Source organism: Streptomyces sp. NPDC050759 (assembly GCF_044456945.1).
In the GTDB taxonomy this organism is placed as follows: domain Bacteria; phylum Actinomycetota; class Actinomycetes; order Streptomycetales; family Streptomycetaceae; genus Streptomyces.
Genome location: NZ_JBITGI010000017.1, coordinates 202,922 through 218,959, shown reverse-complemented (window position 1 = coordinate 218,959; position 16,038 = coordinate 202,922). Strand labels below are relative to the sequence as shown.

General features: G+C 71.3%; 17 protein-coding genes. 11 read left to right on the top strand and 6 right to left on the bottom strand.

What is annotated here, in order from left to right; genetic code table 11:
• The first annotated feature begins 254 nt into the window (after positions 1-254).
• Positions 255-1,895: a phospho-sugar mutase gene (locus ACIBJB_RS38035; protein ID WP_398937816.1), complete on the top strand. Its 1,641-nt coding sequence runs from the start codon at positions 255-257 to the stop codon at positions 1,893-1,895.
• 198 nt (positions 1,896-2,093) lie between these two features.
• Here ACIBJB_RS38035 and ACIBJB_RS38030 read toward each other — a convergent pair whose 3' ends face one another.
• Positions 2,094-2,765, bottom strand: coding sequence for a PH domain-containing protein (locus tag ACIBJB_RS38030; RefSeq protein WP_398937814.1), 672 nt, complete (start codon positions 2,763-2,765; stop codon positions 2,094-2,096).
• A 110-nt stretch (positions 2,766-2,875) separates the two neighbouring features.
• Here ACIBJB_RS38030 and deoC point away from each other — a divergent pair, with 110 nt between their 5' ends.
• The 3 genes from deoC to ACIBJB_RS38015 are packed head-to-tail and all read left to right on the top strand — an operon-like array spanning position 2,876 to position 6,175.
• Complete coding sequence (deoC, locus tag ACIBJB_RS38025; RefSeq protein ID WP_398937851.1) at positions 2,876-3,835, top strand: deoxyribose-phosphate aldolase; 960 nt, start codon at positions 2,876-2,878, stop codon at positions 3,833-3,835.
• Positions 3,836-3,840: 5 nt separating this feature from the next.
• A complete protein-coding gene (locus ACIBJB_RS38020) occupies positions 3,841-5,295 on the top strand; it encodes an aldehyde dehydrogenase family protein (protein WP_398937812.1) in 1,455 nt (484 codons plus the stop codon).
• The gene (locus ACIBJB_RS38015) at positions 5,288-6,175 is read left to right on the top strand and encodes an aldehyde dehydrogenase family protein (RefSeq protein WP_398937810.1); all 888 of its coding nucleotides are present in this window, start codon (positions 5,288-5,290) and stop codon (positions 6,173-6,175) included. The genes ACIBJB_RS38020 and ACIBJB_RS38015 overlap by 8 nt, the downstream gene beginning before the upstream one ends.
• Positions 6,176-6,250: 75 nt before the next feature.
• On the opposite strand, the gene ACIBJB_RS38010 is transcribed toward ACIBJB_RS38015, so the two are convergent.
• Entirely contained in the window at positions 6,251-6,640 is a 390-nt protein-coding gene (locus tag ACIBJB_RS38010) for a hypothetical protein (protein WP_398937808.1), read from the bottom strand.
• A 61-nt stretch (positions 6,641-6,701) separates the two neighbouring features.
• On the opposite strand from ACIBJB_RS38010, the gene ACIBJB_RS38005 reads away from it, so the two are divergent.
• Entirely contained in the window at positions 6,702-7,406 is a 705-nt protein-coding gene (locus ACIBJB_RS38005; RefSeq protein ID WP_398937806.1) for a uridine kinase, read from the top strand.
• Between the two features lie 178 nt (positions 7,407-7,584).
• Here ACIBJB_RS38005 and ACIBJB_RS38000 read toward each other — a convergent pair whose 3' ends face one another.
• Entirely contained in the window at positions 7,585-8,328 is a 744-nt protein-coding gene (locus ACIBJB_RS38000; RefSeq protein ID WP_398937804.1) for a SigE family RNA polymerase sigma factor, read from the bottom strand.
• 228 nt (positions 8,329-8,556) lie between these two features.
• Between ACIBJB_RS38000 and afsQ1 the strand changes: the two genes are divergently transcribed.
• From afsQ1 to ACIBJB_RS37975, 5 genes are all read left to right on the top strand, one after another.
• Complete coding sequence (gene afsQ1, locus ACIBJB_RS37995) at positions 8,557-9,234, top strand: two-component system response regulator AfsQ1 (protein WP_037718821.1); 678 nt, start codon at positions 8,557-8,559, stop codon at positions 9,232-9,234.
• Positions 9,231-10,808 carry an ATP-binding protein gene (locus ACIBJB_RS37990; protein WP_398937802.1) on the top strand — a complete coding sequence of 526 codons (1,578 nt, stop codon included), beginning with the start codon at positions 9,231-9,233 and terminating at the stop codon, positions 10,806-10,808. Before afsQ1 ends, ACIBJB_RS37990 begins: the two co-directional genes overlap by 4 nt.
• Complete coding sequence (locus tag ACIBJB_RS37985; protein ID WP_398937800.1) at positions 10,808-11,461, top strand: hypothetical protein; 654 nt, start codon at positions 10,808-10,810, stop codon at positions 11,459-11,461. Before ACIBJB_RS37990 ends, ACIBJB_RS37985 begins: the two co-directional genes overlap by 1 nt.
• A gap of 93 nt (positions 11,462-11,554) precedes the next feature.
• The gene (locus ACIBJB_RS37980; RefSeq protein ID WP_398937798.1) at positions 11,555-12,106 is read left to right on the top strand and encodes a VanZ family protein; all 552 of its coding nucleotides are present in this window, start codon (positions 11,555-11,557) and stop codon (positions 12,104-12,106) included.
• Positions 12,107-12,198: 92 nt separating this feature from the next.
• Complete coding sequence (locus tag ACIBJB_RS37975) at positions 12,199-12,399, top strand: PspC domain-containing protein (protein ID WP_037718826.1); 201 nt, start codon at positions 12,199-12,201, stop codon at positions 12,397-12,399.
• An 83-nt stretch (positions 12,400-12,482) separates the two neighbouring features.
• Here ACIBJB_RS37975 and ACIBJB_RS37970 read toward each other — a convergent pair whose 3' ends face one another.
• Entirely contained in the window at positions 12,483-12,842 is a 360-nt protein-coding gene (locus ACIBJB_RS37970; RefSeq protein WP_398937796.1) for an ATP-binding protein, read from the bottom strand.
• 139 nt (positions 12,843-12,981) lie between these two features.
• Complete coding sequence (locus ACIBJB_RS37965; protein WP_398937794.1) at positions 12,982-14,145, bottom strand: adenosine deaminase; 1,164 nt, start codon at positions 14,143-14,145, stop codon at positions 12,982-12,984.
• 113 nt (positions 14,146-14,258) lie between these two features.
• Between ACIBJB_RS37965 and ACIBJB_RS37960 the strand changes: the two genes are divergently transcribed.
• On the top strand, positions 14,259-15,014 hold the full coding sequence (locus ACIBJB_RS37960) for an alpha/beta hydrolase (RefSeq protein WP_398937792.1): 756 nt from the start codon (positions 14,259-14,261) through the stop codon (positions 15,012-15,014).
• 49 nt (positions 15,015-15,063) lie between these two features.
• On the opposite strand, the gene ACIBJB_RS37955 is transcribed toward ACIBJB_RS37960, so the two are convergent.
• On the bottom strand, positions 15,064-16,014 hold the full coding sequence (locus ACIBJB_RS37955) for a LysR family transcriptional regulator (RefSeq protein ID WP_280862919.1): 951 nt from the start codon (positions 16,012-16,014) through the stop codon (positions 15,064-15,066).
• Positions 16,015-16,038 lie beyond the last annotated feature (24 nt).

The window sequence follows — 16,038 nt, the reverse complement described above, 5'->3', positions numbered from 1 at the left end:
GGGGGGGGGGGGGGGGGCGCGCGCCCCCGCCCGCGCGCCCCCCCCCCCCCCCCCCCCCCCCCCCCCCCCCCCCCCCCCCCCCCCCCCCCCCCCCCCCCCCCCCCCCGGCCCCGACCCCCAACACACCCGCACGCGCTACACACGCGCCCACCGGGGACGCGGCTGCGCCGCAGGCATTCAGGGGCGCGGGGAACTGCGCAAAACGCCCGCCCCCACCAACCCGCACGCAACGACAACGAGAGGCTGACGCCACCGTGCACGACGACCTCATCGCCCGCGCCAGGACCTGGCTCGCCGAGGACCCCGACCCGGACACCCGCGAAGAGCTCGCCAAGCTCCTCGACGCCGCCGACGCCGCCGACGTCACCGAGCTCACCGCACGCTTCAGCGGCACCCTCCAGTTCGGCACCGCCGGCCTGCGCGGCGAACTCGGCGCAGGTCCGATGCGCATGAACCGCACGGTCGTCATCCGAGCCGCCGCCGGCCTCGCCGCGTACCTCAAGAAGCACGGCGGCACCGACGGCCTCGTGGTCATCGGCTACGACGCCCGCCACAAATCGGAAGACTTCGCACAGGACACCGCGGCCGTGATGACCGGCGCAGGCCTGAAGGCGGCGCTCCTCCCCCGCCCCCTCCCCACCCCCGTCCTGGCCTTCGCCATAAGGCACCTCGGCGCGGTGGCAGGCGTGGAGGTCACCGCCAGCCACAACCCGCCCCGCGACAACGGCTACAAGGTCTACCTCGGCGACGGCTCCCAGATCGTCCCGCCCGCCGACGCGGACATCGCCGCCGAGATCGCGGCGATCGCGAGCCTGCACGACGTCCCCCGCCCGGACACCGGCTGGCAGACCCTCGACGACGCCGTCCTGAACGCCTACCTGGCCCGCACGGACGCCGTGCTCGCCGAGAACTCCCCCCGCACCGCCCGCACCGTCTACACCGCGATGCACGGCGTCGGCAAGGACACTCTGCTCGCCGCCTTCGACCGCGCCGGCTTCCCCGCCCCGGAACTCGTCGCCGAACAGGCCGACCCCGACCCCGACTTCCCGACCGTCGCCTTCCCCAACCCGGAAGAGCCCGGCGCGATGGACCTGGCCTTCGCGAAGGCCCGGGAGACGAACCCCGACCTGATCATCGCGAACGACCCCGACGCGGACCGCTGCGCGGTCGCCGTCGAGCGGGACGGCACCTGGCGCATGCTCAGCGGCGACGAGGTGGGCGCCCTTCTCGCCGCCCACCTCGTGACCCGCGGAGCGCGCGGCACCTTCGCGGAGTCGATCGTCTCCTCCTCACTCCTCGGCCGGATCGCCGAGAAGGCGGGCCTTCCCTACGAGGAGACCCTCACGGGCTTCAAGTGGATCGCCCGGGTGGAGGGCCTGCGCTACGGCTACGAAGAGGCCCTCGGCTACTGCGTGGACCCCGAGGGCGTACGGGACAAGGACGGCATCACCGCGGCCCTCCTCATCACGGAGCTCGCCTCCGAGCTGAAGGAACAGAACCGCACGCTCCTCGACCTCCTCGACGACCTCGCCGTGGAACACGGTCTGCACGCCACGGACCAGCTCGCGGTCCGCGTGGAGGATCTGTCGGTCATCGCCCGGGCGATGGAGCGGCTGCGCGAGCACCCGCCGACCGAGCTCGCGGGGCTGCCCATCACGAGGGCCGAGGACCTGACGCAGGGCACGGACAGGCTCCCGCCCACCGACGGCCTGCGCTACACCCTCACCGGCGCCCGGGTCGTCGTCCGCCCGAGCGGCACCGAGCCGAAGCTGAAGTGCTACCTGGAAGTGGTCGTCCCGGTAGCCACCCACGCCGACCTCCCGACGGCCCGTACCAAAGCGACCGCCCTCCTGACCACCATCGAGCAGGACCTGTCGGCAGCGGCGGGCATCTGAACCTGTCGGAGCGAACCGGCACCAAAGCCGACGGAGCGAACCGGCACCAAAGCCGAGGGGCGGCCCCCGTCCGGGCCGCCCCTCACCCGTTCTTGCTCCTGCTCCCGTTCCCGCTCCCGCTCGCCCGCACCTGACCCGGGCCGATGGACAGACCTCCCGTAGCAGCGCTCAGGGGCGCGGGGCTGACCCCGAAACCCGTCACCCCACCGCCACCAGGATCGCCAGAAGCACCGCCCCGGCCACCGCCGGCCCCACGATCTCGTACGCCCACCGCACGGTCACCTCGCCCTGGGAGGTCTGCGCCTTCCCCCGGGCCTCCTGCATCTCGCGCAGTTCGTCGATGATCTTGTCGGTCTCGGCCCGGGTGGGCCCCTCCGGGACGGGCGTACGACCGCCGAAGCCGTCCGGCTGCATTCCGCCGCCGAACAGGCCGAGGCCCCTGCCGGCGCCGCGTCCCGACGACTGCCGGGCACTCTGCTGGGCCGTCTGCCGTGCCGCCTTCTTGCGACCGCGCAGGGAGACCGGGATCGCCCACAGCTGGTACTTCGCGCCGGACGTGACGAACACCTCGTTCGAGTAGCCGGAGCGGAGCGTCTCGACCTCGCCCCACGGCACGACGATCAAGCGGAAGGGGTTGCGGATCCGCAGCCGGTCGTGGTTCGCGAAGACGGCCGGGCGCAGCGTGAAGGCGACCACCAGCGGGACGACGAGGATCAGGGTGGCGAGGGCCAGCCAGGGGGTGCGTCCGGTGCCGGAGACGACGGCGTCGATGCCGAGCCAGCCGATGATGACGAGGAGGAGGGAGCCGCCGATCAGTGCCATGGGTGAGCGGTAGATGCGGTCCCTGGACTCGGGGGGTGCGGTCGTCATGAGGCCGATCCTAAGCGCCGCCCGGGTCGGTGTCGGTGTGCGGGTGCCATCAGAACCAGCTCTCCGGGGTGTACAGCCGCTACGCGCGTAGATATGCTCGTCTGGTGACCATGCCCACCACTGCATCAGCCGCACACCCGCTCACGGACGTGACCGCGTCCGACAGCACGCTGCGCCGGTTCCTTCACGGGCTGCCCGGCGTGGACGCGGTCGGCCTGGAGGCGCGTGCCGCCTCGCTCGGTACCCGTTCCATCAAGACGACCGCCAAGGCGTACGCCATCGACCTCGCCATCTCGATGGTCGACCTGACGACGCTGGAAGGCGCGGACACCCCGGGCAAGGTCCGGGCGCTCGGCGCCAAGGCGGTCCGCCCCGACCCGACCGACCGGACGACCCCGGCCACGGCCGCGGTCTGCGTCTATCCCGACATGGTGCCCGTGGCGAAGGAAGCCGTGGCCGGTTCCGGCGTGAAGGTCGCCTCCGTGGCCACCGCGTTCCCGGCCGGCCGCGCCGCCCTCGACGTGAAGCTGGCCGACGTGCGCGACGCCGTGGCCGCGGGCGCCGACGAGGTCGACATGGTCATCGACCGCGGGGCGTTCCTCTCCGGCAGGTACCTGAAGGTGTACGACGAGATCGTCGCCGTGCGCGAGGTCTGCGGCACGGCCGCCCGGCTCAAGGTCATCTTCGAGACCGGCGAGCTGTCGACGTACGACAACATCCGCCGCGCGAGCTGGCTCGGCATGCTGGCCGGCGCGGACTTCATCAAGACGTCCACGGGCAAGGTCGCGGTGAACGCGACCCCGGCGAACACCCTGCTGATGCTGGAGGCGGTGCGTGACTTCCGTGCGCAGACCGGCGTCCAGGTGGGCGTGAAGCCGGCCGGCGGCATCAGGACGTCCAAGGACGCCATCAAGTTTCTCGTACTGGTCAACGAGACCGCGGGCGAGGACTGGCTGGACAACCACTGGTTCCGCTTCGGCGCGTCCTCGCTCCTGAACGACCTGCTGATGCAGCGTCAGAAGCTGGCCACCGGCCGCTACTCCGGCCCCGACTACGTGACGGTGGACTGATCACCATGGCACCTGCATCCGCATCTGCATCCGCATTCGAGTACGCACCGGCACCCGAGTCCCGCTCGGTCGTCGACATCGCCCCCTCCTACGGCCTGTTCATCGACGGCGAGTTCGTGGAGGCAGCCGACGGCAAGGTCTTCAAGACCGTCTCGCCGTCCACCGAGGAGGTCCTCTCCGAGGTCGCCCAGGCCGGTTCCGAGGACGTGGACCGCGCGGTGAAGGCCGCCCGCAAGGCCTTCGAGAAGTGGTCGGCGCTGCCCGGCTCCGAGCGCGCCAAGTACCTGTTCCGCATCGCCCGGATCATCCAGGAGCGCAGCCGCGAGCTCGCCGTTCTGGAGACCCTGGACAACGGCAAGCCCATCAAGGAGACCCGCGACGCCGACCTCCCCCTGGTCGCCGCGCACTTCTTCTATTACGCGGGCTGGGCCGACAAGCTCGACCACGCCGGCTTCGGAGCGAACCCCCAGCCCCTCGGCGTCGCCGGCCAGGTCATCCCCTGGAACTTCCCGCTGCTGATGCTGGCGTGGAAGATCGCCCCGGCGCTGGCGACCGGCAACACGGTCGTCCTCAAGCCCGCTGAGACGACCCCGCTCTCCGCCCTGTTCTTCGCGGACATCTGCCGCCAGGCGGGCCTGCCCCGGGGTGTCGTCAACATCCTTCCGGGCTACGGCGACACGGGCGCCGCGCTCGTCGCGCACCCGGACGTCAACAAGGTGGCCTTCACCGGCTCCACCGCCGTGGGCAAGGAGATCGCGCGGACCGTCGCCGGCACCCGCAAGAAGGTCACGCTCGAACTGGGCGGCAAGGGCGCCAACATCGTCTTCGACGACGCCCCGATCGACCAGGCGGTGGAGGGGATCGTCAACGGCATCTTCTTCAACCAGGGCCAGGTCTGCTGCGCGGGCTCCCGTCTCCTCGTCCAGGAGTCGATCCAGGACGAGCTGCTTGACTCCCTCAAGCGCCGCCTGTCGACCCTCCGCCTCGGCGACCCGCTCGACAAGAACACCGACATCGGCGCGATCAACTCCGCCGAGCAGCTCTCGCGGATCACCTCGCTCGTCGAGAAGGGCGCGGCCGAGGGCGCCGAGCCCTGGTCCCCGGAGTGTGAACTCCCCTCGTCCGGCTACTGGTTCGCCCCGACGCTCTTCACGAACGTCACCCAGGCGCACACCATCGCCCGCGACGAGATCTTCGGCCCGGTGCTGTCGGTCCTCACCTTCCGCACCCCGGACGAGGCCGTCGCCAAGGCCAACAACACCCAGTACGGCCTCTCGGCGGGCATCTGGACGGAGAAGGGCTCGCGCATCCTCGCGGTCGCGAACAAGCTCCGCGCGGGGGTCGTCTGGTCCAACACGTTCAACAAGTTCGACCCGACGTCGCCGTTCGGCGGCTACAAGGAGTCGGGCTTCGGCCGCGAGGGCGGTCGCCACGGCCTGGAGGCGTACCTCGATGTCTGACCGTTTGTCCGTCCTCAAGACCTACAAGCTGTACGTCGGGGGCAAGTTCCCCCGCTCCGAAAGCGGCCGGGTGTACGAAGTGACCGACTCCAAGGGCAAGTGGCTGGCGAACGCGCCGCAGGCGAGCCGCAAGGACGCCCGTGACGCGGTCGTCGCCGCGCGCAAGGCGTTCGGCGGCTGGTCCGGCGCGACGGCGTACAACCGCGGCCAGGTCCTCTACCGTGTCGCGGAGATGCTGGAGGGCCGCAAGGCGCAGTTCGTCCACGAGGTGGCCGACGCCGAGGGCCTGTCCAAGTCCAGGGCGGCCGAGCAGGTCGAGGCGACGATCGACCGCTGGGTCTGGTACGCGGGCTGGACCGACAAGATCGCCCAGGTGGTGGGCGGCGGCAACCCGGTGGCGGGCCCGTACTTCAACCTGTCCTCCCCCGAGCCGACGGGCGTGGTGGCCGTCCTGGCCCCGCAGGACTCGTCGTTCCTGGGCCTGGTCTCGGTGCTCGCCCCGGTCATCGCCACGGGCAACACGGCGATCGTGGTGGCGAGCGAGAGGTCCCCGCTCCCGGCGCTGTCCCTGGGCGAGGTCCTGGCCACCTCCGACGTCCCCGGAGGCGTGGTCAACGTCCTCTCGGGCCGTACGGCGGAGATCGCGACCCCCCTGGCGTCCCACCAGGACGTCAACGCGATCGACCTGGCAGGCGCGGACGTGGTCCTCGCGAAGGAGCTGGAGATCGCGGCCGCGGACAACCTGAAGCGCGTCCTGCGTCCACAGCCTGTGGACAACTGGACGGCAACGCCGGGCATCGACCGCCTGACGGCCTTCCTGGAGACGAAGACGGTCTGGCACCCGACGGGTTCGCTGGGAGCGTCGGGCTCGTCGTACTGACAACGGCCCGCGACACCGCAGAGCCGCGCCTCCCCACCGTCCGGGGGAGACGCGGCTCTGCCGTCGTACCGGGGGTCAGTTGTTCGGCAACCCCACCACCTGACCCACCACCGGCACGCTCCCGATCGACTCCGCCTGCGCGACGGGCGCCAGCAGCGCCCGCGAAGCGATCGGCTGGGAGTCGCCGAGCGCCACCCCGTTGTCCAGCGGGTCAACCCCCGTCCCCGCCAGCGGGTTCGGCTTGAGACCGGCGACCGGGCCGGTGACATAGCCGACCGAGCCGGCGAGCGACTGCACCCCTGCCTGCGGGTCGATGGTGCCCAGCGAGGTCGGCCGGGCGCCCACCATGCCGACGACCGGCGCGGTGTCCGCGGCGGCCACCCCGGCGCCCGCGCCGAGTGCGACACCCGCGGTGGCGAGGGCGGTGAGCGTGCGCCGGGCTGTCGGGTTCGCGTGTCGTGCCATGTTTTTCTGCCACCTTTTCCGTGCACTGGGTAATCGTGTCGACACGAAGGGTAGTTGAGGTGTGACGCACGCTTCAAAGCCAACCCGCGGGGTCGATGAACAGCAGGTGAATGCCCCACACTGGTGTCCCGTGAGTTCCCAACCGCCCATACCGACGCGAGTCGTGCTGCTCTGCGGCCCCTCCGGCTCCGGCAAGTCCCTCCTCTCGGCCCGGTCCGGTCTTCCGGTTCTCCGGCTCGACGACTTCTACAAGGAGGGCGACGATCCGACGCTGCCGCTGGTGGCGGGGAGTTCCGACATCGACTGGGACCACCCCGGGTCCTGGGACGCGGACACCGCGGTGACGGCGATCGTCGAACTGTGCCGCACGGGCCGTACGAAGATCCCGGTCTACGACATCTCGCTGAGCGCCCGCACCGGCGAGGAGGCGGTCGACATGGGCCGGACCCCGCTGTTCATCGCGGAGGGCATCTTCGCCGCCGAGATCGTCACCCGCTGCCGGGAGCTCGGCGTGCTGGCCGACGCGCTGTGCCTGAGCCGGGGTCCGGTGCGCACGTTCCGCCGCCGGTTCCTGCGGGATCTGCGCGAGGGCCGCAAGTCGGTGCCGTTCCTGCTGCGCCGTGGCTGGCGGCTGATGCGCCAGGAGCGCTCGATCGTCGCCCGCCAGACCGCCCTCGGCGCCCACCCCTGCGACAAGGACGAGGCCCTGACCCGCCTGACCGCCGCGGCGGCGGGGCACCGGCCTGCGGCGACTCCGGCCGCCTGAGCGGCCGTCCACCGCTGAGCACACAGCAAAGCGGGACCGGACGGACCCCCCGGCCCTCCGGTCCCGCTTCTCGGTGCTTCCCCGCTGTCCCCGTGGGTCCCCCGTGACCCCCGTTGATCCCCCCCGGGTACCGGCCCCCCAGCCGGTACCCCTGGGTCCCCCGTTCCTCCCCCAACCCTCAGGCGACGAGCTCCCCGAAGGCGTTCTCCTCGTCACGGCCGAAGCTGAGGACCTCGTCCTCGCGCAGCCGGCGGAGCGACCGCCAGATGCTGGACTTCACCGTGCCGACACTGATGTCGAGGATCTCCGCGATCTCCGGGTCGGTGCGACCCTCGTAGTAACGCAGGACCAGCATCGTCCGCTGGAGTTCGGGCAGCCGGGCCAGCGCCTGCCACAGGACCGCGCGCAGTTCCGTGCCGCGCATCGCGTCCGTGTCGCCGGGCGTCTCCGGCAGTTCCTCGGTCGGGTATTCGTTCAGCTTGCGGCGGCGCCACGCGCTGATGTGCAGGTTCGTCATGGTGCGGCGGAGGTAGCCCCCGACCGCGGCCTTGTCGCTGATCCGGTCCCATGCCTTGTACGTCGAGAACAGCGCGCTCTGCAGCAGGTCCTCGGCCTCGAAACGGTCACCGGTCAGGTGGTACGCGGTGGCGTACAGGGAGGCGCGGCGCTCCTGGACATAGGCGGTGAACTCCGCCTCCGACAGCGAACGACGCTCCCCCGTGTCCTCCCTGTACGACGATCCCCCGTGCGATTCCCCCGTGAAGGTGTCAACCACCGACATGTACGCGGTGTGCTGACGCCCGGTGCCGCGAGCGCACCCCCGCCCGCTCACGGCACCGGACTCCTTCGAACCCCGGCCCCCGTTCACGTCGTGCAGGCGCGTGACCACTGCGCTGGTGATGTTGCTGTGCAGCGTGCTCATCTCGCGCCCCCCGTCGTGGACTTCCGGTGTTCGGTCTGCCGGGCGGTGCTGCCTTGCCCGTGCCGAGAACTCTGCCAACGCACCTTCATGGCCGTGTCCGCCGACTGTCACAGACCTGTCACAGGGGCCCGTCTCAGGAATTGCACAGCGGACCCACGGACGGGTGCCGTATGGACTGCCTGTCCCCACAGGTCGTACCGCACCCCCTCCATGGGCCAGAATGAGCCCGTGCCTTCCCTGTTGCTGATCGAGGACGACGACGCCATCCGTACGGCCCTGGAGCTGAGCCTCACGCGCCAGGGCCACCGGGTTGCCACCGCTGCCACCGGCGAGGACGGCCTGAAGCTGCTGCGTGAGCAGCGGCCGGACCTGATCGTGCTGGATGTCATGCTGCCCGGCATCGACGGGTTCGAGGTGTGCCGGCGCATCCGGCGCACGGACCAGCTGCCGATCATTCTGCTGACCGCGCGCAACGACGACATCGACATCGTCGTCGGACTGGAGTCCGGTGCCGACGACTATGTCGTCAAGCCGATCCAGGGGCGGGTGCTGGACGCCCGGATCCGGGCCGTGCTGCGCCGCGGGGAACGCGAGTCGACCGACGCGGCGAGCTTCGGCTCCCTGGTCATCGACCGCGCGGCCATGACCGTGACGAAGAACGGCGAGGACCTCCAGCTCACGCCCACCGAGCTCAGGCTGCTCCTGGAGCTGAGCCGGCGGCCCGGCCAGGCCCTGTCCCGGCAGCAGTTGCTGCGGCTGGTCTGGGAGCACGACTACCTCGGTGACTCGCGCCTGGTGGACGCCTGTGTGCAGCGGCTGCGCGCCAAGGTCGAGGACGTGCCGTCGTCCCCGACACTGATCCGTACCGTGCGGGGCGTGGGTTACCGGCTGGACACGCCTCAGTGACCGAAGCGCAAGGGGGGTTCCGCGGCTGGTTCGCGGCTCGCAAGGGTGTGTGGTCCAGGCTGCGTTTCACCAGTCTGCGGCTGCGTCTCGTGGTCGTCTTCGGCCTGGTGGCGCTGACCGCCGCCGTGTCCGCGTCCGGGATCGCCTACTGGCTCAACCGCGAGGCGGTGCTCACCCGCGCCCAGGACGCGGTGCTGCGGGACTTCCAGCAGGAGATGCAGAACCGCGCGGGCGCGCTGCCGGAGGACCCCACGCAGGACGAACTCCAGCAGGCGGCGGCGCAGATGGCGGGCAGCAGCCAGCGCTTCAGCGTGCTGCTCGTCGCCGACGACGCGGGCGGCAGGACGGTGTACGGCAATTCGGGCGCCCTGGACGGCTTCACGCTTGAGGACGTGCCCGTGTCGCTGCGCGAGGCGGTGAACGAGAAGCAGAAGGTCGACTCCGCCAACAAGTACCCCTATCACCTGTACTGGCAGCGGACCGTCGACCACGACACCCCGTATCTGGTCGCCGGCACGAGGGTGATCGGCGGCGGCCCGACCGGTTACATGCTCAAGTCCCTCGAGCCGGAGGCCAAGGACCTCAACTCCCTCGCCTGGTCGCTGGGTATCGCCACCGGGCTGGCCCTGATCGGCTCCGCGCTGCTCGCGCAGGCCGCCGCGACGACCGTACTGAAGCCGGTGCACCGGCTCGGGGTAGCCGCGCGCCGGCTCGGCGAGGGCAAGCTGGACACCCGGCTCAGCGTGTCGGGCACCGACGAACTCGCCGATCTCTCGAGGACGTTCAACCACGCGGCCGAGGCGCTGGAGAAACGGGTCGACGACATGGCCGCCCGCGACGACGCCTCGCGGCGCTTCGTGGCGGACATGAGCCATGAACTGCGTACGCCGCTCACCGCGATCACCGCCGTCACGGAGATCCTGGAGGAGGAGCTGGAGGCGGGGACCGGCTCGGTGGACCCGATGATCGAGCCGGCCGTGCGGCTGGTGGTCAGCGAGACACGCAGACTCAACGACCTGGTCGAGAACCTCATGGAGGTCACCCGCTTCGACGCGGGTACGGCCCGGCTGGTCCTCGACGACGTCGACGTGGCCGACCAGATCACCGCGTGCATCGACGCGCGCGCGTGGCTGGACGCGGTGGAGCTGGACGCCGAGCGCGGCATCCACGCCCGCCTCGACCCGCGCCGCCTCGACGTGATCCTGGCCAACCTGATCGGCAACGCCCTCAAGCACGGCGGCTCCCCGGTCCGGGTGGCGGTGCGCGCGGCGGACGACGAGGTGGTCATCGGGGTCCGCGACCACGGCCCCGGCATCCCCGAGGACGTCCTGCCGCACGTCTTCGACCGCTTCTACAAGGCCAGCGCCTCCCGCCCTCGCTCCGAGGGCAGCGGCCTCGGCCTGTCCATCGCCCGGGAGAACGCCCACATCCACGGCGGCGAGATCACCGCGGCGAACTCCCCCGACGGGGGCGCCGTCTTCACCCTGCGGCTTCCCCGGGACGTCTCGGCGCTGACCGAGGAGCCCCTGGAGGCCAAGAAGGACGACTGCGCGTCGAAGAAGGGGGACGCCTGATGAGCTCCGAGAGGCGACACCGGGAGCGGGCCGTACCGGCGCGCGCCGGGCTGACCGTACGCCGGCTGCTGGCACTGCCTCTGCTCGGGCTGCTGGTCGCCGGGTGCGGGATCCGCTCCACCGAGGTGCCCACCGACTTCGGTCCCGCGCCCTCGCGGGTGCGGTGTTCGCTGTCCGAGCCGGACACGGCGACGCAGGCCTCGCGGGGGCTGGCCGTTCAGGTGTTCCTGCTGTGCGGGTCGTCACTGGTGGCCGTGGACCGGAGCCTCAGGGTCCCGGACGGGACCGCGGACTCCGCACGGCGGGTGCTGGTCGCCCAGGGGCTCCTCGACCAGCTCGCCGAGACACCGTCGGCGGCCGAGCGAGAGGCCGGGTACCAGACGTATGTGCGCGGCGGCATGACCGTCAGCGGGCCGCGCGCCAAGGACCCCGAGGACACGCTCCGGCTGAGCACCCCGCCCGCCGAGCTCTCCGCCTACGCCCTCGCCCAGGTGGTGTGCACGTTCTCCGACTCGGCCGCGGCCGAGGGCGACGGCGCCGTCATCCTGGGCGGCCCCACGACCACTCCTCCGCGCCGCTACGACTGCACGGACGAGGTCCGCTCCCGGCCGGGCAGCCGGCAGCCCGCCTCGAGCGAGGTGACGGGCGGCTGACGGGGGTCTGACGACCACGTGTGGCGCAGACCTCACCCAGGTACCTCGGGGTGTTCCGGAACCGATCGTGGCGAGCGGGGCGTCTAGGGGGTCGTGCAGCGTCAAGGCTTCGTCGGCGGCAGTGCCGCCCTTCGCGTCCGTGTGGCAGGAGGTGCCCTCCTGGTCGCACACCTCGCGTTCGTCGCCTGGTTCACGCTGCGGCCGCTGGACGTGCCCTGGGTCGTCCCGGCCAACCTCCACCCCCTGGCCGGCATCCGCGCCGACCTCGCTCTCGGCTGGCAGGAGGCGGCCCACCGGATCGGCGAGGGACTGGTCCTGCTCGCCCCGCTCGGCTTCCTGCTCCCGATGGCGCACGGCAGGCTGTGGGCCTCTCCGCTCGGCTCCCTGATCCGTACGTCCGCCGCGGGCGCCCTGATCTCCCTGGGCATCGCGCTCCTCCAGACCGGCGTCCCGGGCCAGGTCGTGGACATCGACTCGCTGCTCCTGAACACCGCCGGCGTGGCCCTCGCGCATGTCGCGGTCGTGCCGGCGGCACGCCACTGGTTCCGCCGAGGGACCGAGCGCCGCCGGCGCATCGCCGTCCGCCAGGAGGAGCCGGCTCAGGGTCGGACCCCGACGATTCCCAGGGTCGGGATCGCACCGTAGAGCGACGCTTTGTGCCGTTCGTCTCCGTAGCGTTGAGGACAGTTGGAGAGGGTCACCCGGACCCGACCACCGACGCTCACGAAGGAGCCGCAATGTCCCGCCTCGCCCGCCCCACCAACGGCCGCATGATCGGCGGAGTGTGTGCCGCGCTGGCACGGCGCTTCGGCACCTCCGCGACCACGATGCGCGTGATCTTCCTGGTGTCCTGTCTGCTGCCGGGCCCGCAGTTCCTGCTCTACATCGCGCTGTGGATCCTGTTCCCCTCGGAGGAGAAGGCGCAGGCCGCCTGGTAGAACCCCCTCCGCACGTACGCCGGTGGGGCGCACCCCGAGACCACGGGGTGCGCCCCACCGGCGTGTGCGAGGGGTGCCGGACCTCAGCCGCCGATCGGCAGGCCGTCCAGGCTGCTGCCGCCGGCCGGCAGGAGCTTGCCGACCGGCAGGCCGCCGAGGAGACCGGAAACGGGCGCGGCCGGACCTTCGGCGAGTACCTTCGCGATGGCGGGCTGCGCGGTCGCGAGGCCCGCGGCGAGCGCGGGCTGGGCCTGCGTCAGCGCCTCGTCGCCACCCGGCAGCGCCTTGGTGACGTTCTCGGTGGGGAGCCCCTTGGAGACGGGGCCGAGCGCCTGAGTGGCGTCCGGGACCGCCGGAGCGGCGTTCGCGGCACCCGCGCCGGTGGCGGCGAAGGCGGCACCGAGGGCGGCGACACCGAGGGTCTTGGCAGCAGACTGCTTCATAAAATGCGTCCTCGAAAATGGTTTTACGGGGCTGTCAGCGGTTCACGACCGTAAACACGCGGACCCGCCCGCCGCAAACATCGAAATGCGGACGGATGGTGAACACCCGCCCACACTTCGCACCCGAGAACGTTCGCGGTCAGCTCTCCTCGGCCACAGAACCGCTGGTGGAAGCGGTCTGCTGGAACAGCCATTCGGACTTCAGCTCGGCATATCCGGGCTTGATGACGTCATTGATCATCGCGAGTCTTTCATCGAAAGGAATGAACGCTGATTTCATCGCATTGACGGAGAACCACTGGAGATCGTCGAGCGTATAGCCGAACGCGTCGACGAGATGCTCGAATTCCCGGCTCATGCTGGTGCCGGACATCAGCCGGTTGTCGGTGTTCACGGTGGCCCGGAAGTGCAGGCGCCGCAGGAGTCCGATCGGGTGCTCGGCGTACGACGAGGCCGCCCCGGTCTGCAGATTGGAGCTGGGGCACAGCTCCAGCGGGATCCGCTTGTCCCGGACGTAGGAGGCGAGCCGCCCGAGCTTGACCGTGCCGTCCTCGTGGACCTGGATGTCGTCGATGATGCGCACACCGTGCCCGAGCCGGTCGGCGCCGCACCACTGCAGGGCCTGCCAGATGGACGGCAGGCCGAACGCCTCACCGGCGTGGATGGTGAAGTGGTTGTTCTCGCGCTTCAGGTACTCGAAGGCGTCGAGGTGGCGGGTGGGCGGGTAACCGGCCTCCGCGCCCGCGATGTCGAAGCCGACGACACCCAGGTCCCGGTAACGGTTGGCGAGTTCGGCGATCTCCAGGGCACGGGCCGCGTGCCGCATCGCGGTGAGCAGGGCGCCGACGCGGATGCGGTGGCCGTTCGCCCTGGCCCTGCGCTCCCCTTCCCGGAAGCCCTCGTTGACGGCCTCGACGACCTCTTCGAGGGTCAGGCCCTTCTCCAGGTGCTGCTCGGGGGCGTACCGCACCTCGGCGTAGACGACGCCGTCCTCGGCGAGGTCCTCGGCGCACTCGGCGGCCACCCGCACCAGCGCGTCACGGGTCTGCATGACGCCCACGGTGTGCGAGAAGGTCTCCAAGTACCGTTCCAGCGAACCGGAGTCGGCGGCTTCGCGGAACCAGACGCCCAGCCGGTCCGCGTCGGTCTCGGGAAGCCCGGTGTACCCGGTGTCCCGGGCGAGGTCGACGATCGTGCCGGGGCGCAGCCCGCCGTCGAGGTGATCGTGCAGCAGAACCTTGGGTGCCCGGCGGATCTGGTCCGAGCTCGGGGGGTTCCCCATCCGGTCAGTCTTGCTCGTCATCCTGGCACTCTAACGCCTACGCGCGTAGACGGCTCGTTGTACGAATCCGCCGATACGTAACGGTGACCGCCCGGCCCCGTGTCGTCCACCCGCGCTTCTGACACTGTTCTGTCATGGCACAGCAAGCGACGCCGGTTCGCAGCGCCCGACTGGGCAGGACACTCGGCCCGGAGCCGGCGGCGGTGAGCGGGGTGGTGCTGCTCCTCCCGGGCGGCGACGAGACCTCTCTGCGCAGGCCCTCCTCGATGCGACTCCCCTCCGCCGTACGGGCGTTGGGACGACGGCTCGCCCGGTCGGGACAGGCGGACGGGCTGGCGGCACACCTGGTGCACTACCGCTATCGCGGCTGGAACGGCAGCGAGGCGCATCTCGCGCACGACGCGACCTGGGCCGCCGACGAGATCGTACGGCGATACGGCGACGTCCCCGTGTCCCTGGTCGGCATCGACATGGGCGCGCGGGCCGCACTGCGCGCGGGTGGGCACGAGGCCGTCAACTCCGTGGTGGCGGTGGCTCCTTGGCTGCCCGAGGAGGACGTGGCGGCGACCCCCGAACCGGTGAAGCAGCTCGTGGGCCGGCGGGTGCTGATCGTGCACGGCACGAACGACGAGCAGACGGACCCGGAGTTGTCGTTCCGGCTCGCGTCCCGGGCGAAGAAGGCGAACCGGGAGGTGTGCCGGTTCGAGGTGCACTCCGACGGACACGGTCTGCACCAGTACCGGGCCGAAGTACAGGCACTGACCGAGGACTTCGTCATGGGAGCGCTGTTCGGGCGGGCGCTGTCCCGGCCGGTGCAGGACGCGCTGGCCGCGCCTCCGCCGCTGGGACTGCGGATGCCGCTCGCCTCCGGGTTCGGGCGCAGACGGTAGGTCAGGGCGGCAGTGGGTCAGGGCACCGGTAGGTCAGGGCAGCAGAAGCTCAGGGCAGCAGGTTCCCCCTTCTCGACAGCAGGAACTTCTTGAAGGCGGCCACCGGGGGCGTGTCCGGGTGGCCGTCCAGCCAGGCGACGCCGATCTCGCGGGCCGCTCGGGGGGCCGTGACGGTCAGTTCCGCGACTCCTGGGCGGGGGAAGGCCGGCGGGGGCAGAAGGGCGACGCCCAGACCCGCCGCCACCAGCCCCCTCAGCGTCTCCGCCTCCTCGCCCTCGAAGGCGATCCTCGGCTTGAAGCCGGCCTCCTGGCAGAGGTCGTCCGTGATACGGCGCAGGCCGTAGCCCGGCTCCAGGGTGACGAAGGACTCCTCGGCGGCCTCGGCGAGACGCACGCGCCTGCGGGCCGCGAGGGGGTGATCGGCGGGGACCACGAGCCGCAGCTTCTGTTCGTCGAGGCGGCGGGCCACGAGGTCGGGGGCGTCCGGGACCGGGGAGGTCAGACACAGGTCCAGCTCCCCCGCCCGCAGGCGTTCGATCATCGCCTCGCCGTAGTTCTGGACCAGGCTGAAGCGGACGCGGGGATGGTCGGCGCGGAAGGCCCGGATCAGGCCGGGGACCGTTTCCGAGCCCATGGTGTGCAGGAAGCCGAAGGCGACCTTGCCGGTGGCCGGGTCGGCGTCCGCGCGGACCTCGTCCGCGGCGCGCTGGATCTCGGCGAGGGCGCGTTCGGCGGAGGCCAGGAAAGTGCGGCCCGCGGGGGTGAGGGAGACCGTACGGCCGATGCGGGCGAACAGGTCGACGCCGAGGTCCTGCTCGAGGCGGACCATGGCCCGGGAGAGCGTCGACTGGGGGACGTCCATCTCCTGCGCGGCGCGGGTGACGTGCTCGGTGCGGGCCACGCCGGCGAAGTAGGCGAGCCGCGGGGCCAGCAACATCACCATGTCTTCTGTGTCACTGGATGGTGACAGGCGCGCCTGTGACCTCTGCTGATGCTCCATGGGAACGATTATGGCGAATCCATG